The organism is Ruminococcus sp. NATIVEDY160 (genome assembly GCF_045819885.1).
Taxonomy (GTDB): domain Bacteria; phylum Bacillota; class Clostridia; order Oscillospirales; family Acutalibacteraceae; genus Ruminococcoides.
Genome location: NZ_CP162391.1, coordinates 25,092 through 46,692 on the forward strand (window position 1 = coordinate 25,092; position 21,601 = coordinate 46,692).

Sequence of the window (21,601 nt, forward strand, 5' to 3'; positions counted from 1 at the left end):
AGGAATGATTTATATGACATACTCAGCAGGCAGTTACGACGTAGCCGTAATCGGCGCGGGTCACGCGGGAATCGAAGCCGCGCTCGCCGCCGCAAGGCTCGGCTGTCACACTGCTATTTTTACAATCAATATGGACGCGGTCGGCAACTGTCCGTGCAACCCCTCGATCGGAGGTACCGCGAAGGGTCATCTTGTCCGCGAGCTGGACGCCCTCGGCGGAGAAATGGGCAAGACCGCCGACGAGTGCTTCTTGCAGTCGAGAATGCTCAACCGCGGCAAAGGCCCTGCGGTGCACTCACTCCGCGCTCAGATCGACAGGAGAAAATACGCCGACACGATGAAGCACAAGCTCGAGCTGCAGGACAACCTCGAGCTGCGTCAGGCGGAAATCACGGACATCAAAAAGGTAGACGGCGGCTACGAGCTGACCACACATATGCTCGCGGTGTACTTCTGCAAAACCGTTGTCGTCGCAACGGGTACATATCTCGGCGGAAGAATCTACGTCGGCGAGGTCAGCTACGAGAGCGGCCCCGACGGAACCTTCCCCGCGACAAAGCTGGGCAAGAGTCTTAAAGACATCGGCTTACCTCTCCGCAGATTCAAGACAGGTACGCCTGCGAGAGTGCTCAGACGTTCAATAGACTTCTCTGAGCTTGAGGTGCAGAAGGGTGACGAACCGCCCGAGCCTTTTTCATACGAAACAGAAAGCCTCGGCGAGAACAAGGTCGACTGCCACATCAGCTACACAAACGACGAAACAAAGAAAATTATTCTCGAAAATATCCACCGCTCACCATTGTACGCCGGACGTATCGAAGGCGTAGGTCCGAGATACTGTCCGAGCTTTGAGGACAAAATCATGCGCTTCAAGGACAAGCCGCGCCATCAGCTTTTCATCGAGCCGTGCGGCGAGAACACCGAGGAGATGTACCTGCAGGGCATGAGCAGCTCACTTCCCGAGGAGGTACAGCTCAAGTTTTATCACACGATAAAGGGCTTGGAGAATTGCGTGATGATGAGGCCTGCATATGCGATCGAATACGACTGCGTTGACCCGACCGCGATGAACCCGACGCTTGAGTTCAAGGACTTCCCGAACCTCTTCGGCGCGGGACAGTTCAACGGCAGCTCGGGCTATGAGGAAGCGGCGGCTCAGGGCTTTGTCGCAGGAGTTAACGCCGCGCATAAGGTTCTCGGCAGAGAGCCGTTCATTCTTACTCGCGCGAATTCCTACATCGGCACTCTTGTCGACGATCTCGTCACAAAGGGAGCGAACGAGCCGTACAGAATGATGACCTCACGCAGCGAGTACAGACTTGTTCTCCGTCAGGACAACGCCGACGTGCGTCTGACCCCGACGGGATATCAGCTCGGACTTATTTCCGGGGAACGCTGGCAGAAATTCCTCAAAAAGCAGGAGGATAAGAAACGCGAAATCAAGCGCCTTAAAGAAACAGTGATTTCACCGACCGAGGAGGTCAACCGCATACTTGTTTCACGTGAAACATCTGAGATTACAACTGGCATTCGTCTGATTGAACTGATGAAGAGGCCGCAGCTCGATTATGAATGCCTTGCGCCGATCGACGTTGACAGACCGCAGCTCGACCGCAATGTGATAGAGCAGGTGCAGATAGAGATAAAGTACGAGGGTTATATTCAGAAGCAGCTACGTCAGGTGGAGCAGGTTCGCAAGCTCGAGGACAAGCACTTGCCGAAGAACTTCGACTACCGCGAGATAAAAGGTCTGCGTCTGGAAGCGCAGGAAAAGCTCAATAAGATACAGCCGCTCAATATCGGACAGGCTTCGCGTATCTCGGGAGTTTCGCCCGCGGATATAAGCGTGCTTTTGATATGGATGGCGGCGAATAAGGAGCGGCAATGAGAACATATTTAACAGAAGCTATCAAGGACTACAAAATCAAACTCAGCGAGGAACAGCTCTCTCAGCTCGAGCGGTACTTTGAACTGCTTTGCGAGTGGAACGAGAAAATAAACCTCACCGCGATCACCGACCCTAAGGGCGTAGCGGTAAAGCACTTCGCCGACAGCCTGAGTATATTTAATTATATTAATGTGCCGCAGAACGCGCGCGTAATCGACGTGGGAACGGGCGCGGGCTTCCCGGGAGTGGTTCTCAAGATTGCCCGACCCGATATTCAGCTCACGCTTCTCGACAGCCTGCAAAAGCGTCTGAACTTTCTCAGCGTCGTCTGCAACGAGCTGAACCTTGACGCGGAGCTGATTCACAGCAGGGCAGAGGAAGGCGGTCAGGACTTAGACCTCCGCGAGGGCTTTGACCTCGTAGTTTCACGCGCGGTGGCACAGCTGAATATTCTCAGTGAGTACTGCGTTCCGTATGTAAGACTTTCGGGCAGGTTTGTCGCCTTCAAGGGAACAGCCGAGGGCGAGATAAAATCCGCGAAGAAGGCAATAGGAATCCTCGGCGGCAGGATAAAGAATATCCATACCTTCGATCTTCCGCTCGAGGGCGGCGGCAGAACCCTTGTTGAGATAGAAAAGGTCAGCCCGACGCCGGAAAAATATCCGCGGCAGAACGGAAAGATAAAATCCAAGCCGCTCTGACAATCTCCGACAAAAGAATATATAATAATCGCTCACAATGCGACATAAACCGCACACCCGTTATGGTATTATAATAGCACAGGGACAACCCCTGATGCTGACTGAGGGTGATGCGGTTGAATTTTTTGGTGAAGAGCGAAAACATAATCTCTGAAATCCCCATCATCAAAATCCGCCCCAACAAGGCGCAGCCGCGAAAGCAGTTCAACGAGGACGACCTTTCAGCCCTGTCGCGCTCCATCGCGGAGAACGGCATTTTGCAGCCGCTGACCGTCCGCAAGGTAAGCAACACCGAATACGAGCTTATCGCGGGCGAGCGCAGACTTCGCGCCGCAGTGACGGCAGGCCTGCGGAAGGTGCCGTGTATCGTTGTTCGCTGCTCTGAAAAAGAGTCTGCCATATATGCTCTCCTTGAAAATCTCCAGCGGGCTGACCTCGGCATGTTTGAGGAAGCCCGCGGAATTTCAAGGCTGATACGTCGCTACGGACTGACGCAGGAGCAGGCGGCTCAAAGGCTCGGCAAGAGCCAGTCGGGAGTCGCGAACAAGCTGCGACTGCTGCGGCTGACAGAGGACGAGCAGGAGTGGATCGAAAAGGCGGGACTGAGTGAACGTCACGCCAGAGCGCTCCTGAGGATAGAAAACGAGGCGACCCGCCGTGAGGCACTCTCGCGGATAGTCGCGGACAACCTCAACGTTAAACAGACCGAACACCTCGTCGGCATCTTACTCCATTCCACCCCTAAGCCCGAGAAGGCGAAGGGTAACAGCAAGGCGGTGATAAAGGACGTAAGGATTTTCCTTAACACCATTAATAAGGCGATTGATACGATGCGCCTATCGGGAATTGACGCACAGTCAAACAAAACAGACACAAATGATTTTATCGAATACACAATACGAATCCCGAAGGCAAAGACATATCCGCCCGACAAATTTGTTTCATAACACGCAGGTGCGGAAGTTTTGATGTACATATAAACCCCAAATTACCCATAACATACCCTTTTCTCTGAAATTTTTCAACCTGCGTGTTTGATTTTACTTTCCACCATGGGTGCGAAAGCATCCGTTCCACTCATACCCATTTCCTTATCTAACCCCTTGCGAGCAGGCGTACCTTAGCGGTACGTCTGTTTGCGTTTTAAAACATGTTTCACGTGAAACATTATTAAATAAATTTAAAAATACACTTCAAAAACAATGGCAGTTGTGATATAATTAAAACCGTGATTTGAAAAACAAAAGAAGGAAGGGTATAGAACCTTTGGCTAAGATAATAGCAATCTCAAACCAGAAGGGCGGCGTAGGCAAGACGACCACCGCGGTCAATCTCGCGGCATGTCTCGGCGCTCTCGGAAAAAAGGTACTGCTCGTCGACGCTGACCCTCAGGGCAACGCGACCAGCGGCGTGGCGATCGACAAAAGCAAGGTGAAGCTCTCGACCTACGACATTCTTGTGGAAGGGGCAAAGGCGGAGGAATGCGTACTGACAACGCCGTATCAGAATCTACATCTGCTGCCCTCGTCGATAAATCTCGCGGCGGCGGAGCTTGAAATCGTCGAGAAGCCGAGGAGAGAATCGCTGCTCAAGAACGCCATTCTCCCGATAAAGCAGTATTACGACTACATAATCATCGACTGTCCGCCGTCGCTCGGACTTATCACGGCGAATGCGCTCACAGCGGCGGACACGTTTATCGTACCGATCCAGTGCGAGTACTACGCGCTCGAGGGCTTGTCACAGCTCATGAGCACGGTGCGCAGGATCAAACGCCAGTACAACTATACAATCGAGCTCGAGGGCGTGCTGCTGACGATGTACGACGGCAGACTCAACCTCACCCAGCAGGTCGTGGAGGAAGTCAAGAAGTTCTTCCCGGGCAAGGTGTTCGGCACCGTTATATCGCGCGGAGTAAGGCTCTCAGAAGCGCCGAGCTTCGGAATGCCCGTCATCTACTATGACAAGAGCTGCAAGGGCAGCTTCGCCTACACTGAGCTCGCGAAGGAAATAATTGCAAAGGAGAGACGCTGATGGCAAAAAAACTGGGCGGCTTGGGCAAGGGTCTGAACGCCATATTCATCGAAAACGACAGCGAAAAGGGCGACGGAGCCGTCACCCTCAAAATCTCCGAGATCGAGCCGAACCGCTCGCAGCCGCGGCAGAGCTTTGACGAGGCGGCACTGAGCGAGCTTGCTGAGAGCATTTCGGCGCACGGACTGCTGCAGCCGCTGCTTGTACGTCCGCTTCCGCTCGGCGGATATGAGATCGTCGCGGGCGAGAGACGTTACCGCGCGTGCAGAATGGCGGGACTGACAGAGGTGCCTGTCGTTATCCGCGAGCTGACCGAGTCCGAAACAATGGAGCTGGCGCTGATAGAAAACCTGCAGCGTGAGGACTTGACACCGCTCGAGGAAGCCGAGGGCTATAACGTGCTGATGAAGGAGCACAACTTCACTCAGGAAGAGGTCGCGCAGTCGATGGGCAAGTCCCGTCCCGCGATCGCGAACGCGCTCAGACTTCTGAAGCTGCCCGAAAGTATCCGCGAAATGCTCAGAGAGGAGCAGATTTCGGCAGGTCACGCGCGCGCGCTGCTCACGCTTGAAAACGAGGAGCAGATGAAGGCGGTCGCGGAGGAAATTATTAAGAAAGACCTCTCCGTCCGTCAGACCGAGGCGCTTTGCAAAAAGCCCGTAAAGGTCAAGACCGAAGAGAAGCCCGAAAGACAGCCGTCGTTCTACAAGATGGTGGAGCTGGCGCTCAACGAAAGCCTCGGCAGAAAGATCACCGTCAGCAAGAACAAGAAAAAAGAGGGCGGAGTCTTACAGATTGAATTCTATTCCGACGAGGAGTTACAGGAGTTATCAAATTTATTAAGCAAGGAGAACAACAATGATTGATATTAAATTTTTAAGAGAAAATCCCGACGCGGTCAAGGAAAATATCAAAAAGAAATTTCAGGACAGCAAGCTCGGTCTGGTAGACGAGGTTATCGCGCTCGACGCTGAGAGCCGCGCCGTAAAGCAGCAGGCTGACGACCTCAGAGCAAACCGCAACAAAATCTCAAAGCAGATCGGTATGCTGATGGGTCAGGGCAAGAAGGAAGAGGCAATGGCTATCAAGGAAGAGGTCACAAAGCAGGCGCAGCTTCTTTCTGAGCTTGAGCAGAAGGAAGCCGAGCTCAGCGCGAAGGTAACAGAGATCATGATGCGCATTCCTCAGATCATCGACCCGTCCGTACCCATCGGCAAGGACGACAGCGAGAACGTTGAGATCGAGCGCTTCGGCGAGCCTTTTGTACCCGAATTCGAGGTACCCTACCACACCGACATTATGGAGAAACTCAACGGCATTGACCTCGACTCTGCGCGCAAGGTTGCCGGCAACGGTTTCTACTATCTCATGGGCGACATCGCCAGACTTCACAGCGCGGTTATTTCCTACGCGCGAGACTTCATGATTGACCGCGGCTTTACCTACTGCGTACCGCCGTTCATGATCCGTTCCAACGTCGTAACAGGCGTTATGAGCTTTGCCGAGATGGATTCGATGATGTACAAGATCGAGGGCGAGGATCTCTATCTGATCGGTACCTCCGAGCACTCGATGATCGGCAAGTTCATCGACACGATCAATCCCGAGGAAACCCTTCCTCAGACACTCACCAGCTACTCACCCTGCTTCCGCAAGGAAAAAGGCGCTCACGGCATTGAGGAGAGAGGAGTTTACAGAATCCACCAGTTCGAGAAGCAGGAGATGATCGTCGTCTGCAAGCCCGAGGATAGCAAGATGTGGTTCGACAAGCTCTGGCAGAACACAGTCGACCTCTTCCGTTCAATGGATATCCCCGTTCGTACACTCGAGTGCTGCTCGGGCGACCTCGCCGACCTCAAGGTCCGTTCGCTCGATGTTGAGGCATGGTCACCGCGCCAGAAGAAGTACTTCGAGGTAGGCTCCTGTTCAAATCTCGGCGACGCTCAGGCACGCCGCCTGAAAATCCGCGTCAGCGGCAAGGGCGGAAAGTACTTTGCACACACACTCAATAACACCGTTGTAGCACCTCCGAGAATGCTTATCGCATTCCTCGAGAACAACCTCAACGAGGACGGCTCGATCCGCATTCCCGAGGCTCTCAGACCTTACATGGGCGGCAAGGAAGTAATCGGCAAGTAAGGAGGAAAATATATGAATTGTCCTAACTGCGGAGCGCCCGTAACGAATCCCGATTTCTGCGGCAGCTGCGGCGCTCAGCTCAGAGAACCCAAGAATACAAACTACGGCGACAGCTACAACTCCCAGACCCAGCCGAGACATACTCAAAGACAGCAGCAGCCTCCCGTATATACCCAGCCCACAAACGCGGGCTTCGGCACATACGCTCAGACTCCCATGCGCGGCTATCACCCCGACGAGCACGTTTCGACATGGGGCTGGATCGGCAGATGGCTGCTCATGTGCATTCCGATTCTGAATATCGTCCTGCTCCTAGTTTGGGGATTTGGCGGCAGCAGCAAGCGCTCGCTTGTAACATGGGCGAGAGCACAGCTGGTTCTCACACTGATCAGCGTAATCATAGCGGTTATCGCGGCAATTATTATGGCTGTCAACGGCGTAAATATCTTTGAATCAATTCAACACGCTTTTCAAGGCTAAGAAAAAAGTGGTAACGATTATCGTTACCACTTTTTAAATTGAAAGTTGACAATTACTTTTCTTCGTTATCCTCGTCCTCGAAATTAGAGAACTTTGTAATGTAAATCGGTCTGTCCTTTGACTCCATGTAAATCCTGCCGATGTATTCTCCGAGAATACCTATCGACATTTCGGTCAGTCCGCCGAGAAAGAGCACTGCGCAGAGGGTGGTGACGTAACCCGGGGTCTGGATTCCGAAGAACAGAGTCTGAATCAGCGTTACGATGATATAAATGAGGGAGAGGAAAAAGATTATCGCGCCCATAACCGCCGTGAATCGCAGCGGTGTGACGGAGAAGCAGGTGATACCGTCGATTGCGTACTTGAAGAGCGAGGAGAATTTCCACGAGGACTTGCCAAGCTCTCTGTCGACGGTCTTGAACGTGATCCACTTTGTATTGAAGCCGACCCACGAGAATATACCCTTTGAGAATCTCTGAACCTCGCCGAGCTCGAGAATAGAGTCGACCATCTGTCTTGTCATCATTCTGTAGTCCATCGCGCCGTAGGGATTCTTTACGTCGGTCATGCGGTTGGACAGGCGGAAGAACAGCTTTGAGAACGCGCCTCTGAAAAAGCTCTCGCCTTCGCGCTCGTCGCGCTTTGTGGCGCAGCAGTCGTAGCCCTCGTTCATAGCCTCGAGCATCTGCGGAAATACCGCGGGCGGGTGCTGCAAGTCCGCGTCCATAACGACGACATAGTCCGCGTCGCAGTGCTGCAGACCGGCGTACATGGCGGCTTCCTTTCCGAAGTTGCGCGAGAACGAGATGTATTTGATGTTGTCAAACCTCGCGGCGAGTCGCTTCATGACGAGATACGTCTTATCCTTGCTGCCGTCGTTTATGAGGATATAGCGGAAGTAATATTCGGGCAGGGTATCGATGACCTTGTTTGTTTCCTCGACAAAGTGCTCGAGACCTTCCTCTTCGTTATAGCATGGAACTACCAAATCAATAGTTTTCATATGAATAGAACCTTTCGATTAATATGTACCGAAAATCATTATACCAAACAATAACCGAAAAGTCCAACAAATTTCAAAAAAAATATTTACCTCAGACAAAAAACGTGATACAATAAAATGGTTAGCAAAAAAATAATATGGAGGTTCATAAAACATGCCTGTTTCAACAACGAACAAGGCGCTGCCTGCCAAGGAACCAAAGAAACGCAGCTTCCGCGAGTTTGCCATTCGCAACCGCTATATATGGCTGTCGTTCCTGATTCCATTTGTGCTGATGGTAACCGCCTTTGCTCTGATGAGCGTTTCACCCTTCGGAGACAAGCAGATTCTTGTTACCGACCTGTGGCACCAGTACTTTCCGTTCCTCGCCGACTTCCAGTACAAGCTCCAGCACGGCGAGTCCTTTTTCTGGACATGGTCTGTCGGTGGCGGCGTTAACTACTTCTCGCTGATGTCCTACTACCTCGCGAGTCCCGTTAACTTCCTGTCGGTGTTCATACCTGCCGACTGGCTGCGGGAGTTTCTGATGTTCTCCGTAGCGCTCAAGATCGCTCTCGGCGGCGCGTTCACCGCCTACTTCTTCAAGAGCGTCTATAAGCGCAACGACGTGTCGCTGATCATGTTTGCCTGCTGTTTCTCGTTCTGCGCCTACTTCATGGGCTACTACTGGAACACTATCTGGATGGACACGGTATGCATCACTCCGCTTGTCGCCCTCGGAACGGTCAAGCTCCTTACCGAGAACCGCTTCCGCCTCTTCACCGTGAGCCTTGCGCTCGCGCTGATAATGAACTACTACATCGGTCTGTTCGTATGTATCTTCGTGCTGATGATATTCATCGGCTACTCCATCGTTTACTGGAGCGGCATGAAGAACTTCTTTGTCAATCTGCTCAAGACAGGTATCTTCTCGCTTATCGCGATCGGTCTGACGACCTTCTTCCTGCTGCCTGCATTCATGGCGCTCAAAAACACCCACGCCTCGGGCAGCACCTTCCCGTCGACATTTGCGATAAACATCGGCGGCAGCAACGACTTGCTCGGAGTGCTCCGCGCGCTCAAGAGCATCACCGGCAGCTTCGCGAACTTCACCTGCGCGGCTAACAAGGCGGCTGACGCTCTGCCCAATATCTCATGCTCGGCGTTCGCGATGTTCTTCGGCTTTCTCTCTCTGACAAGCCCGAAGATCCGCCTCAGAGAGAAGATCGTCAGCATGGGACTGATTTTCTTCATGTTCCTCAGCTGCATTATCCGTCAGCTCGACTACATCTGGCACGGCTTCCACTTCACCAACATGATTCCGTACCGCTTCAGCTTCCTGATCAGCTTTATCTTGATCGTTATGGCGTTCCGCGCGTTCACGACGATCAATTCGATCAGCGTAGTCGGCGCACTTATAGCCACGGCAATGAGCATAGCGGTTATCCTGATGATGGTCGGCGACCCCGGTACCGAGAAGATGTTTACCGACCACCCCGACTGGCAGATTCCGAACCTTATCGCAATTGCGGCGCTGACGGTATTCATCGCGGTGGTAGTAATACTGTATACCAAGCGCGTCATACCGAAAACCGTAATGATCATCGCGCTGATGGTTGTCACAATTGCCCAGAGCGGCGTCACCGCGTATCTCGGCGTTAACCGCACGACCGTTACAGGAACATATGAGTATCCCCGCGGCGGCGAGAACATGGTAAATATCGTCAACACAATGAACGAACGCGAGGCTGACACACCCGAGCTGTGGCGTGCCGAGACTGCGACGACCCAGACCCTCAACGACGGCGCTCTCAACCACTACCACGGTCTGTCGATGTTCAATTCAATGGCGAACGAGAACATGACGCGCTTCTTCGAGAATTTCGGCATGATGGGCTGGAAGAGCGGCAACCGTTACACCTACGCCGAGAGCTCGCCCGTCACAAACCTCTTCATGAATCTCAAGTATATCATCGCGCGCAGCGGCAAGGTCAACAATACCTACGACCTCGCCTCGGTCAGCGCGTCGGGCAGCGTCGGACTGTTCCAGAACACCCACTACATTCCGATGGGCTTCATGACAAACTCCGCGCTCGGCAACTGGCAGGAGAACGACAACGAGGATCAGTTCAATCCGTTTGAGAAGCAGAACGAGTTCTTCAAGTACGCGACCGGCATTCAGGACGACGTATACACCAGACTCGAGGTCGTATCACAGGGTCACACCGAGGCGGAAAAATTCACCGTCATCAAGAAGGAATACGGACTGTACGATTTCAGCTGTGTTGACACCACGACCACACCTCACGTCAAGTGGAACTACGAGGCTCCGAAGGACGGTCTGTATATGATGTACGCCGACATTCAGGACGGCGACGACGTGACCGTTATGGTTAACGACGTGGCTCAGTCCGCGAAGTACGGAATGGCGCGCTCATATGTTGCCTGCATAGGCTACTTCAGCAAGGGCGACAAGATTTCCGTCTACGCCGACCTCAAGACAGGCTCGTCGGGCAAGGCGAGGGTCTATGTCGATATGCTCAACAAGGACGTCTTTGAGTCAGGCTACGCAAAGCTCAGCGAGAGCGTCATGACTACGACAAAGTGCACCTCTAGCTCGATGGAAGGCACGATCAATGTCAAGGAAAACGGACTGTTCTACACCTCTATTCCATACGAGAAGGGCTGGACGGCGACCGTCGACGGACAGAAGGTCGACATCACACCCGTCGGCAACTCTCTGCTCGCGTTCCCGCTTGAAGCAGGCGAGCACGAAATCAAGCTCAAATACTATCCCAACGGCTTCTGGGCGGGCTTCGCGGTATCGATGATCTGCGCGTGTCTGTTCGCCGGAGCCTGCGTGCTGGTATATGTGCTCAGGAAAAAGATAATGCCCGAGCCTGTGTATGAATCACAGCTCGACGGCATGGACGAAAAATAAACAATATAAAACGGGAGTCTCACGGCTCCCGTTTTATAATTGAAAATGAAAAATTGAAAATGGAAAATTTCGGGTCGCTTCGCTCCGGTTAATAATATTTGTTTTTACTGCAATAAATAATCATTGGTAATAAAAAAATACGTATTGCCAAAACCGTCGTTTTTTGCTATAATAAAGGGTATATTAAAACAGGATGGAGGAATAGTATGCTGAATATCAACTACAACGACAAATTCGGCAAAGAGGGTCTGACCTTTGACGACGTGCTTCTGATTCCGGGTGAATCCAACGTCGAGCCGAAGAATGTAGATGTTTCTACCAATCTTACAAAGACCATTCGCCTCAACACACCGCTGATGACCGCGGCGATGGATACCGTCACCGAGACCGCTATGGCAATCGCGATGGCGCGTGAAGGCGGCGTGGGTATTATCCACAAGAACATGGATATCGAGAAGCAGGCGGACATGGTAGACCGCGTAAAGAGATCCGAGAACGGCGTTATCGTAAATCCGTTCTTCCTCTCGCCCGAGAACACCGTCAAGGACGCTGACGACCTCATGGGCAAGTACAAGATCTCGGGTGTGCCGATTTGCCGCGAAGGCAAGCTCATCGGCATTATCACCAACCGCGATATGCGCTTTATGACGGCGGCGGATTTCGCTCAGCCGATTTCAAAGGTTATGACTCAGGAGAACCTGATCACCGCTCCCGTGGGTACCACGCTTGAGCAGGCACAGAGCATTCTGCGCGAGCACAAGATCGAGAAGCTCCCGATCGTCGGCAAGGACGGCAGTCTCAAGGGACTCATCACGATCAAGGATATCGAGAAGAGCGTGCAGTATCCCAACTCCGCGCGCGACGACAAGGGCAGACTTATCTGCGGCGCGGCAATCGGCGCGACAGCCGACGTGCTCGACAGAGTGGCGGCTCTTATCGAGGCAGGCGTAGACGTGGTTGTACTCGACTCCGCTCACGGTCACAACTCCAACGTAGTAAACTCCGTAGCCAAGGTAAAGAAGGCGTATCCGAACCTTCCTCTCATCGCGGGCAACATCGCGACCGCGGAGGCGGCAAAGGCTCTTATCTCAGCGGGCGCGGACGCCGTAAAGGTAGGCATCGGCCCCGGTTCAATCTGCACCACCAGAATCGTCGCGGGTATCGGCGTACCCCAGATCACGGCTATCTATGACGCGGCTTGCGAAGCGTCGAAGTACGGCATTCCCGTAATCGCCGACGGCGGCATCAAGTACAGCGGCGACATCGTCAAGGCTCTTGCCGCAGGCGGCAGCGTAGTCATGGTCGGCTCGCTCGTTGCGGGCTGTGAGGAAAGCCCCGGCGAAAACGAGATCTATCAGGGCAGACAGTTCAAGGTATACCGCGGAATGGGCAGCCTCGGAGCTATGGGCAAGGGCAGCGCTGACCGCTACTTCCAGGCGAGCAACCGCAAGTTCGTACCCGAGGGCGTTGAAGGACGTGTTCCCTACAAGGGAATGCTCTCCGACACGGTTTACCAGCTCATGGGCGGCCTCAAGGCAGGCATGGGCTACACGGGCTGCGCTACGATCTCAGAGCTTCACGAGAAGGCACAGTTTGTACGCATTTCGGGCGCAGGTCTCAGAGAGAGCCATCCGCACGATATTCAGATCACAAAGGAAGCTCCCAACTATTCCTATAATTTCAGCTAAAATCAAAAGGGTTGTCCGCGCGGCAGCCCTTTAACTTTAGGAGATGTCAAAGATGAAAAAATTTATTTCTCTTCTGCTCTGCACCACCCTGCTTATCAGTCTCTTTTGCATAAATGTCAACGCAGCAGAAGCCGAAGAGTTGACTGTTCCGAGAGTCTACGTCACCACCGACGACGGCAACGGCAACACCATTGAAAAGGCTGACGGCTACGTCGGCGCGAACATAAAGATCGAGGATGTCGACGGCAGCGTTCTCGAGGATAAGGCGAGCTTCAAGGTTCGCGGCAACAGCACCGCGCTCGCCGAAAAGAAGCCGTTCACCTTTAAGTTCTCAAAGAAGAAGGACGTGCTCGGCATGGGCAAGGGCAAGAAGTGGGCGCTGCTCGCGAACTGCTTTGACCCGACGCTGATGCGCAACTAAATCGCCTTCGATATCGCGCACGAGCTCGGCATCGACTACACCTCGAACCAGAAGTACGTCGAGCTGTGGGTCGACGGAGTGTTCAAGGGCTGCTACACCCTCATGGAGCCTGTTCAGCAGGGCAAGGACAGGGTCGATATCGATATCGAGAGCAACAACGGCATGAAGGACTTTCTGATCGAGTACGAGTACAACCGCGAGGAGGAAGGCGTCACCTACATCAAGTCAAACGGCTACCGCTTCGCGCTCAGCGAGCCCGAGGAACCTACCGCGGAGCAGCTTGAGTACATTCAAGAAAAGGTCGATATAATGACCGCCGCGATGGTGAGCAAAAATTACGACAGGATAACCGAGGTTCAGAAAATCTGCGCCGATATCATCACCGCCGACGGAAGAACAAAGGCGGCTGCGGATATCAACGGCGACGGCGTGATAGACGTTACCGAGGCGACGAAGATACAGCAGAACCTCGCGGAGATTTTCACCGACGGATATACGAGGAACATCGGAAAAACATTCCGTTTTTCAGTTTCGTAAAAATATCTAAATTTTTATTGCGTTACCTGTATTTTTGTGGTATGATAAAACCATAAAATTTAAAAACAAGGAGTGTTTTAAATGTATAGACTGGGAATTGACCTCGGCGGCACCAACATCGTAGCGGGTTTGGTTGACGAGGAGTACAAAATCGTGGCAAAGGTTTCGTGCAAGACGAACGTTCCGCGTCCCGAAAGCTCGATCTGCGACAGCATGGCAGAGGTCGCTCTGAAGGCTTGTGAGAAGGCAGGCGTTTCGATCGACGAGGTCGAGAGCATCGGCATCGGCGTACCGGGCGCTGTAAACCCCAAGACGGGCGTGATTGAGTATTCCGCAAACCTTCACTTCCACAACTGGGAGGTTGTGAAGATGATGCAGGAGCGCCTCAACAAGAAGGTTCTGATCGAGAACGACGCTAACGCGGCGGCTCTCGGCGAGTTTCTCGCAGGCTCCGCAAAGGGTACTAAGAACGCTGTTGCAATCACCCTCGGCACAGGCGTCGGCGGCGGTATCATCATCAACGGCAAAATCTACAGCGGCTCCAACTTTGCGGGCGCTGAGCTGGGTCACATGGTAATCGTCAAGGACGGCAAGGAGTGCGGCTGCGGCAGAAAGGGCTGCTGGGAAGCGTATTCCTCAGCGACGGGTCTTATCAACCTGACAAAGGAGAAGATCCTTTCCGACAAGCTCGACTACAGCTATATGCTCAAGCTCGCCGACGGCGACATCAACAAGGTAAACGGCAAGACCGCGTTTGACGCCGCTGCGGCAGGCGACAACGACGCTCAGGAGGTTCTCGACATCTACTTCGGCTACCTCGCTACAGGTCTTGTAAACATCATCAACATCTTCCAGCCCGACGTACTCTGCATCGGCGGCGGTATCTCCAACCAGGGCGAGAACCTTCTCCGTCCGCTGAGAAAGATCATCGAGGAGGAGCGCTACACCAAGCACAACGACAAGCAGACTATCCTCTGCACCTGCACCCTTGGCAACGACGCAGGCATCATCGGCGCGGCGTTTTTGGATTAATAAAAATTTAAATTTACATCTCAGGGGAGCTCCTTCCGGGCTCCCTTTTTTCGCGTAAAAGGAAATGTGCAGAATCAACAAACTTTTAGTACGCGTTTTAAAAATAATACTTTACAATGGTTGGCAAAAGTGATAAAATATAGGGTAATGAAACGTGTGTTTATCTACACGTTGCGGCTTTCTATCAATTCACCTAAAGCCGTTTGATTAAAAAGGAGGACGAAATCCCATGGCAAGAAAAATGAAAACCATGGATGGCAACAGCGCGGTTGCTCACGTGTCTTACGCGTTTACCGACGTTGCGGCTATCTATCCCATCACACCTTCTTCCGTAATGGCTGACCTTACCGACCAGTACTCGGCTAACGGCCTTAAGAACCTTTTCGGAAGAGAAGTTCAGGTAACTGAGATGCAGTCCGAGGGCGGCGCTGCAGGCGCGGTTCACGGCTCTCTCGCGGCAGGTGCGCTCACCACCACCTACACCGCTTCTCAGGGCTTGCTCCTGATGATTCCTAATATGTACAAGATGGCGGGCGAGCTGCTTCCCGGCGTTATCCACGTATCGGCACGTGCTCTCACCAGCCACGCTCTCTCGATCTTCGGCGACCATTCAGACGTATATGCCTGCCGTCAGACAGGTTACGCAATGCTCTGTTCCAACAATCCTCAGGAGTGTATGGATCTCGGCGCCGTTGCTCACCTCACCGCTATCAAGGGCAGAGTTCCCTTCCTGCACTTCTTCGACGGCTTCCGCACCTCTCACGAGATCCAGAAGATCGAGGAGTGGGACTACGCTGACCTCGCAGATATGCTCGACTGGGACGCTGTAGAGGAATTCCGCAGACGTTCACTCAACCCTGAGCACCCCGTAACCCGCGGTACCGCTCAGAACGACGATATCTTCTTCCAGGCACGCGAGGCCTGCAACCAGTACTATGACGCTGTACCCGAGGTTGTTATCGAGTACATGAACAAGGTCAACGAGAAGATCGGCACCAACTACAAGCCCTTCAACTACTACGGCGCAGCTGACGCTGAGCACGTAATCGTAGCTATGGGTTCTGTCTGCGACTGCGCAGAGGAAGTTGTTGACTACCTCAACGCTGCAGGCGAGAAGGTTGGTCTGCTCAAGGTAAGACTTTACCGTCCCTTCGTCGGCAAGTACATGACCGACGAGCTTCCCAAGACCGTCAAGACAATCTCCGTTCTCGACAGAACAAAGGAACCCGGCTCCATCGGCGAGCCTCTCTACCTCGACGTTCTCGCAGCTCTCAATGATTCCGAGTTCGCAGGCGTAAAAGTATACGCAGGCCGTTACGGTCTCGGTTCCAAGGATACCACACCCGGCGACGTTATCGCTGTTTACAGAAACGCTGAGTCCGAGGCTCCCAAGAAGCGCTTCACCATCGGCATCGTAGACGACGTCACCAACCTCTCACTCCCCGTAGTTGAGAATCCCGACACCACTCCCGCAGGCACCCACAGCTGTAAGTTCTGGGGTCTCGGCGCGGACGGTACCGTCGGTGCCAACAAGAACTCCATCAAGATCATCGGCGACCACACCGACATGTACGCTCAGGGCTACTTCGCTTACGACTCCAAGAAGTCCGGCGGTCTTACCGTATCCCACCTGCGTTTCGGCAGCACACCGATCAAGTCCACATACTACATCTCCAAGGCTGACTTCGTAGCCTGCCACAACCCCTCATACGTTGACAAGTACGACATCGTTGACGACCTCAAGGAAGGCGGTTCGTTCCTGCTCAACTGCGCTTGGGACGTTGAAGAGCTCACCAAGCGTCTCCCCGGCAAGATGAAGAGAATCCTTGCCGAGAGAAAGATCAACTTCTACACCATCGACGCTATTCAGATCGGTAAGGAAATCGGTCTGGGCGGCCGTGTAAACACCGTACTTCAGTCCGCGTTCTTCAAGATTGCCGACATCATTCCCGCTGAGGAAGCTAAGGAATTCATGAAGGCTGCCGCGAAGAAGTCCTACCTCAAGAAGGGTCAGGCTATCGTAGACATGAACTATGCCGCTATCGACCGCGGTATGGAAGACCTCAAGAAGGTCGAGATCCCCGCTGACTGGGCTAACGCCGCAGATGACGCCGTAGCTGACAAGGCTGACGGACAGGGCGCTCTCGTTGAGTACGTAAACGGCATCCTCAAGCCCGTTAACGCTTACAAGGGCAACAAGCTCCCCGTATCCGCGTTCGTTGACCACATCGACGGTACCTGCCCCAACGGCTCCGCTGCTTTCGAGAAGAGAGGCATTGCGGTAGACGTTCCCGAGTGGCAGAGCGCTAATTGTATCCAGTGTAACCGCTGCGCGATCGTATGTCCGCACGCTGTTATCCGTCCCGTTCCCATGACAGACGCCGAGGTTGCGGCTGCTCCCGAGGGAACAGAGGCTATCCCGATGATCGGCCTTAAGGAACTCAAGTTCGTTATGACCGTTTCCACCCTCGACTGCACAGGCTGCGGCGCTTGCGCTCAGGTATGCCCGGGCAAGAAGGGCGAGAAGGCTCTCGTTATGAAGCCCATCGATTCTCAGAGACCCAAGCAGGCTCTCTTCGATTACGGTCTGACCGTAGACGAGAAGCCCGAGGTTGCAGAGAAGTTCAAGTTCACAACCGTCAAGGGCAGCCAGTTCAAGCAGCCCCTGCTCGAGTTCTCCGGCGCGTGCGCAGGCTGCGGCGAGACTCCTTACGCTAAGCTCGTTACACAGCTCTTCGGCGACAGAATGTTCATCGCCAACGCTACAGGCTGCTCCTCCATCTGGGGCGCTTCCGCACCCGCTACTCCTTACACCACCAACAAGAAGGGCTACGGCCCCGCGTGGATGAACTCCCTCTTCGAGGACAACGCCGAGTTCGGTCTCGGTATGGCTCTCGGTCAGAAGGCTATCCGCAACAGACTCGTTGGTTATGTAACCGAGATCAAGGATACCACCGACAACGCCGACCTCAAGGCAGCTTGCGAGGGTTATCTCGACACTATCACAGATTCCACCTCTTCACGTCCCGCTACCGACGCTCTTATCGCAGAGCTCGAGAAGGCTGTTGACGACGCTAAGGTCGGCGAGCTTGCAAAGAAGACCCTCGTTGACAAGGACGAGCTTGCCAAGAAGTCCATGTGGATCTTCGGCGGCGACGGCTGGGCTTATGATATCGGCTTCGGCGGTCTCGACCACGTAATCGCTTCCGGTGAGAACGTAAACATTCTCGTATTCGACACAGAGGTTTACTCCAACACAGGCGGCCAGTCCTCCAAGGCTACTCCTATCGGCTCCGTTGCACAGTTCGCAGCTGCCGGTAAGGCTGTAAAGAAGAAGGACCTCGCTGCTATCGCAATGAGCTACGGCTACGTTTACACCGCTCAGGTAGCTATGGGCGCTGACAACAACCAGGTACTCAAGGCTATGGTAGAGGCTGAGAGCTATGACGGTCCTTCACTGATCATCGCATACGCTCCCTGTATCAACCACGGTATCAAGGGCGGCATGGGCATCGCTCAGCTCGAGGAGAAGAAGGCTGTTGACGCAGGCTACTGGAACCTCTTCCGTTACGATCCCAGACTTGCTGCTGAGGACAAGAATCCCTTCCAGCTCGACAGCAAGGCTCCCACAGCTTCCTACCGCGACTTCATCATGGGCGAGGTTCGTTACAACGCTCTCACCCGCAAGTTCCCCGAAAGAGCAGAGAAGCTCTTCAACGAGGCTGAGAAGTACGCTGAGCAGAAGTACGCGCATCTCTCCAGAATCGCAAGCTTCGAGGACGCGACCTGATTTAACACAAATCAATACAAATAATAAAGGGCTGCCGCACATTCGTGCGGCAGCTCCGCTTTTGTCTGCATAAAAATAAGCCGTCAGGAGAAAACCCTGCCGGCTGTTATTTTTCCGGGAATATCTGTCTATATCAACGTCATCGCGAATTCGCCTGCTAATGCGGTGCCGTCGCGGAACTCCGCGAGGTATTTCTGGATGCAGGTGACGTCGAGGATCGAGATGCGGCTGTCGCCGTTCACGTCGGCGAGATACAGTTGGTTTTGACTGAACTTCACGAGATCGATCGCCGCGCGCTGGATCAGGGTCGCGTCCGCGATCGTCAGCTTGCCGTTCATGTCCACGTCGCCGAAGCAAATGTCGCCGTGAAACGCGGGTGCGGTGGTGGCGGGTGAGGTCGTCCATTCCTGCGGAAGGGTCGTTACGTCGGGAAGGGTCGTCGGGTAGGTCACATCGGGGTCGGTGGTGAGCTCAACGCCGTCTCCGCTGATAGTAAGACTTCCGCCGGGGGCGTATGCCCTAAAGCTGACGGTGCCTTCGCTGCGCACATAGAACCATTCGTCGCTGCTGAAAACGAGTTCATCCGGCCAGATGCAGGAATAAACATTGAGTGTTGCCTTATAGGGTGTGTCAAAAACAGGCAGATCGCTGATGTCTGCGGTGAACGTGGGGGAGAAGCCCATGACAGCCTGATACATGCCGCTTTCCATTACCGCGCCGTCGGGACGGTAGATCTTGAGAATGCAGTAGAGCTCCAGCGTCTCACCGATCGGTTCGGAGGTGGGCTCCATGGTGGTGGGAGTTTCTTCATATGGCAGCGTGTACTCGCTGTCAGTCATTTCGAGATCAACGTTCCGCTCAACCGTGAGCGTGTCGGTGAAGGCGTGGTAGCGGAAGGTGACCTCGGTGTCCTTCCTCACATAGAACGCGATGTTATCCTCTTCGCAGTATTCGGGAGGATCGGCGGGGAAGATGGCGGAATACAGCGCGACGTTGCACTCATAGGGATAAGGAGACGCTTTGAGCGTCAGAGTCTCATAAAAATAGAGATCATCCGAGCTGCCGGTCTGCGTCATGGCGTATTCGGGCATGGCGGGATAGTCGAGCTCGGGCTGGGAGATGACGAGCTTGGGGATCACTTCAAAGACGGGAGGCATCGGGTCATCCGGATAGGTCGTGCTGAATTCCTCACAGTGGTTGGTGCCGCCTTGGATGTCGCCGTTTGTGCCGACGGGAACAGGGGTTGTTGCCGCCGAGGTGCTGACCGCCATGACAGTCATGAACGAAACGGTCATAACGAGCGCCAGAAGCACCGCGAGCAGCTGCTTTGCCGTGGTTTTCATAAATGCAATCTTCCTTTCTAAATAACACGTATTCCGCGTTTTTCTCCATTATAGCATAGAAATTGCATTTTAACCACAGCAAAAATATACAAACCTCAGTCCTTGCCCTTAGCCTTTCCCAACAAACCGCCTAACAGGCTGAAAATGATCGCCGCACCGATACCCGCGGCGGCGCTTTTGAGTGCGCCCGTGAGGATTCCGAGAGCGCCGTCCTCGCGCAGAGCGTCCTTCATACCCTCCGCCATCAGGTTGCCGAACCCGCTCAGCGGCACAGCCGCGCCTTCGCCCGCGAAGTCCGCGAGAGGCTGATACAGTCCGAGCGCGCTCAGCGCAACGCCCGCGATAACAAAGCCCGTCAGGATTTTGGCGGGGGTGAGTTTTGTTTTGTCGATCAGGAGCTGACCGATAAGGCAAATCGCTCCGCCGACAAGAAATGCGTAAATGTATTGCATGGAAAAACTCCTTTTTAATTGAAAATTGAAAATGTAAAATGGAAAATTAAGGGTCGCTGACGCTCCGATTTGATAAAACGTCATTAATCATTGTTTCCGCGTTTGCCGTAAAAATTCGTGAATGTGAAATTCCGTTGAAAATTTTGATAAATCTCTACCCAAACGGCGATTTTTGTGGTAATATTATTATCGGTGTTTTATAGAATAAGCAAGGAGTGAAGTACATGATTGAGGTGAAAAACCTTACCAAGCGATACGGCGACATCAAGGCTCTTGACGACATCAGCTTTACTGTCGATACGGGCGAGGTTCTGGGTTTTCTCGGGCCGAACGGCGCGGGCAAATCCACGACCATGAATATTATCACGGGCTACATATCGTCTACCTCTGGAACCGTCACGGTTGACGGAACCGAGATTCTCGAGAACCCGCGCGAAACCAAGCGAAAAATCGGCTATCTGCCCGAGATCCCGCCGCTCTATCCCGAGATGACGGTGCGCAAGTATCTCGAGTTCATGTTCGACCTCAAGAAGGTCAAGCTGCCCAAGAAGGAGCACATCGGGGAGATCATGCGGCTTGTACGCATCACCGACATGGCTGACAGACTTATCAAGAACCTGTCAAAGGGCTACCGCCAGCGCGTGGGCTTCGGTCAGGCGCTGCTCGGAAATCCGCCGGTGCTGATTCTCGACGAGCCGACCGTCGGCCTCGACCCCAAGCAGATAATCGAGATCCGCAAGCTTATCCGCAGCCTGGGCAAGAAGCACACGGTGATCTTCTCCTCGCACGTTTTGTCCGAGATCTCGGCGACCTGCGACAGGATAATCGTAATTTCCGAGGGCAGGCTCGTGGCTGACTCAAAGGCAGACGAGCTCTCGAAGGCTCTCGCCGATACCCAGAAGCTCTCGCTGACCGTTGAGGGTTCACCGTCCGATGTTCTCGGCGAGATCAAGAAGATCCCCGGGGTCAAGAAGTACATGAAGGTTCGCGAGCTTGGCGAAAAGAGCGCGGTCTACAGCGTAGAGTACGGCAACGACTTCGATATCCGCAGAGAAGTATTCAGCGCGATGGCGCGCATCAACGCCCCGATTCTCGAGATGAAGTCGGGCAACGAGAGCCTTGAGGATATGTTCCTCAAGCTGACTCAGGGCGCGGGAAAGGCAGGTCGATAAT

At 53.6% G+C, this 21,601-nt stretch carries 17 protein-coding genes; 14 read left to right on the forward strand and 3 right to left on the reverse strand.

Annotated elements, in window-relative coordinates; translation table 11 throughout:
* The first annotated feature begins 13 nt into the window (after nt 1-13).
* The 7 genes from mnmG to AB1I49_RS00165 all read left to right on the forward strand — a co-directional run bounded on the left by mnmG (nt 14) and on the right by AB1I49_RS00165 (nt 7,242).
* The gene (mnmG, locus tag AB1I49_RS00135; protein ID WP_407721090.1) at nt 14-1,888 is read left to right on the forward strand and encodes a tRNA uridine-5-carboxymethylaminomethyl(34) synthesis enzyme MnmG; all 1,875 of its coding nucleotides are present in this window, start codon (nt 14-16) and stop codon (nt 1,886-1,888) included.
* Nucleotides 1,885-2,589 carry a 16S rRNA (guanine(527)-N(7))-methyltransferase RsmG gene (rsmG, locus tag AB1I49_RS00140; RefSeq protein WP_407721091.1) on the forward strand — a complete coding sequence of 235 codons (705 nt, stop codon included), beginning with the start codon at nt 1,885-1,887 and terminating at the stop codon, nt 2,587-2,589. Before mnmG ends, rsmG begins: the two co-directional genes overlap by 4 nt.
* A gap of 128 nt (nt 2,590-2,717) precedes the next feature.
* Nucleotides 2,718-3,536: a ParB/RepB/Spo0J family partition protein gene (locus AB1I49_RS00145; protein WP_407721684.1), complete on the forward strand. Its 819-nt coding sequence runs from the start codon at nt 2,718-2,720 to the stop codon at nt 3,534-3,536.
* 319 nt (nt 3,537-3,855) lie between these two features.
* Nucleotides 3,856-4,623 (forward strand): ParA family protein, encoded by a 768-nt coding sequence (locus tag AB1I49_RS00150; RefSeq protein ID WP_316609085.1) that lies wholly within the window; start codon nt 3,856-3,858, stop codon nt 4,621-4,623.
* On the forward strand, nt 4,623-5,489 hold the full coding sequence (locus AB1I49_RS00155; RefSeq protein ID WP_316609086.1) for a ParB/RepB/Spo0J family partition protein: 867 nt from the start codon (nt 4,623-4,625) through the stop codon (nt 5,487-5,489). The genes AB1I49_RS00150 and AB1I49_RS00155 overlap by 1 nt, the downstream gene beginning before the upstream one ends.
* On the forward strand, nt 5,482-6,762 hold the full coding sequence (serS, locus tag AB1I49_RS00160) for a serine--tRNA ligase (RefSeq protein WP_407721092.1): 1,281 nt from the start codon (nt 5,482-5,484) through the stop codon (nt 6,760-6,762). The genes AB1I49_RS00155 and serS overlap by 8 nt, the downstream gene beginning before the upstream one ends.
* Nucleotides 6,763-6,774: 12 nt before the next feature.
* Nucleotides 6,775-7,242: a zinc ribbon domain-containing protein gene (locus AB1I49_RS00165; RefSeq protein WP_316609087.1), complete on the forward strand. Its 468-nt coding sequence runs from the start codon at nt 6,775-6,777 to the stop codon at nt 7,240-7,242.
* A 52-nt stretch (nt 7,243-7,294) separates the two neighbouring features.
* Here the strand turns inward: AB1I49_RS00165 and AB1I49_RS00170 are convergent, their stop codons facing one another.
* Nucleotides 7,295-8,245 carry a glycosyltransferase family 2 protein gene (locus AB1I49_RS00170; RefSeq protein WP_316609088.1) on the reverse strand — a complete coding sequence of 317 codons (951 nt, stop codon included), beginning with the start codon at nt 8,243-8,245 and terminating at the stop codon, nt 7,295-7,297.
* A gap of 154 nt (nt 8,246-8,399) precedes the next feature.
* On the opposite strand from AB1I49_RS00170, the gene AB1I49_RS00175 reads away from it, so the two are divergent.
* The 6 genes from AB1I49_RS00175 to nifJ all read left to right on the forward strand — a co-directional run bounded on the left by AB1I49_RS00175 (nt 8,400) and on the right by nifJ (nt 18,633).
* The gene (locus AB1I49_RS00175; RefSeq protein WP_407721094.1) at nt 8,400-11,165 is read left to right on the forward strand and encodes a YfhO family protein; all 2,766 of its coding nucleotides are present in this window, start codon (nt 8,400-8,402) and stop codon (nt 11,163-11,165) included.
* Between the two features lie 206 nt (nt 11,166-11,371).
* A complete protein-coding gene (gene guaB / locus AB1I49_RS00180) occupies nt 11,372-12,853 on the forward strand; it encodes an IMP dehydrogenase (protein WP_407721095.1) in 1,482 nt (493 codons plus the stop codon).
* A 52-nt stretch (nt 12,854-12,905) separates the two neighbouring features.
* Complete coding sequence (locus AB1I49_RS00185; RefSeq protein ID WP_316611284.1) at nt 12,906-13,274, forward strand: CotH kinase family protein; 369 nt, start codon at nt 12,906-12,908, stop codon at nt 13,272-13,274.
* Nucleotides 13,275-13,352: 78 nt separating this feature from the next.
* Nucleotides 13,353-13,811 (forward strand): dockerin type I repeat-containing protein, encoded by a 459-nt coding sequence (locus tag AB1I49_RS00190; RefSeq protein ID WP_316611286.1) that lies wholly within the window; start codon nt 13,353-13,355, stop codon nt 13,809-13,811.
* A gap of 81 nt (nt 13,812-13,892) precedes the next feature.
* On the forward strand, nt 13,893-14,843 hold the full coding sequence (locus AB1I49_RS00195; protein WP_407721096.1) for an ROK family protein: 951 nt from the start codon (nt 13,893-13,895) through the stop codon (nt 14,841-14,843).
* A gap of 229 nt (nt 14,844-15,072) precedes the next feature.
* The gene (gene nifJ, locus AB1I49_RS00200) at nt 15,073-18,633 is read left to right on the forward strand and encodes a pyruvate:ferredoxin (flavodoxin) oxidoreductase (protein ID WP_316609092.1); all 3,561 of its coding nucleotides are present in this window, start codon (nt 15,073-15,075) and stop codon (nt 18,631-18,633) included.
* 128 nt (nt 18,634-18,761) lie between these two features.
* Here the strand turns inward: nifJ and AB1I49_RS00205 are convergent, their stop codons facing one another.
* Both AB1I49_RS00205 and AB1I49_RS00210 read right to left on the reverse strand, forming a co-directional pair.
* Complete coding sequence (locus AB1I49_RS00205) at nt 18,762-19,976, reverse strand: dockerin type I repeat-containing protein (protein WP_407721097.1); 1,215 nt, start codon at nt 19,974-19,976, stop codon at nt 18,762-18,764.
* 95 nt (nt 19,977-20,071) lie between these two features.
* Nucleotides 20,072-20,428: a SpoVA/SpoVAEb family sporulation membrane protein gene (locus tag AB1I49_RS00210; RefSeq protein WP_316611290.1), complete on the reverse strand. Its 357-nt coding sequence runs from the start codon at nt 20,426-20,428 to the stop codon at nt 20,072-20,074.
* 224 nt (nt 20,429-20,652) lie between these two features.
* Between AB1I49_RS00210 and AB1I49_RS00215 the strand changes: the two genes are divergently transcribed.
* Nucleotides 20,653-21,600 carry an ABC transporter ATP-binding protein gene (locus AB1I49_RS00215; RefSeq protein WP_407721098.1) on the forward strand — a complete coding sequence of 316 codons (948 nt, stop codon included), beginning with the start codon at nt 20,653-20,655 and terminating at the stop codon, nt 21,598-21,600.
* Nucleotide 21,601 lies beyond the last annotated feature (1 nt).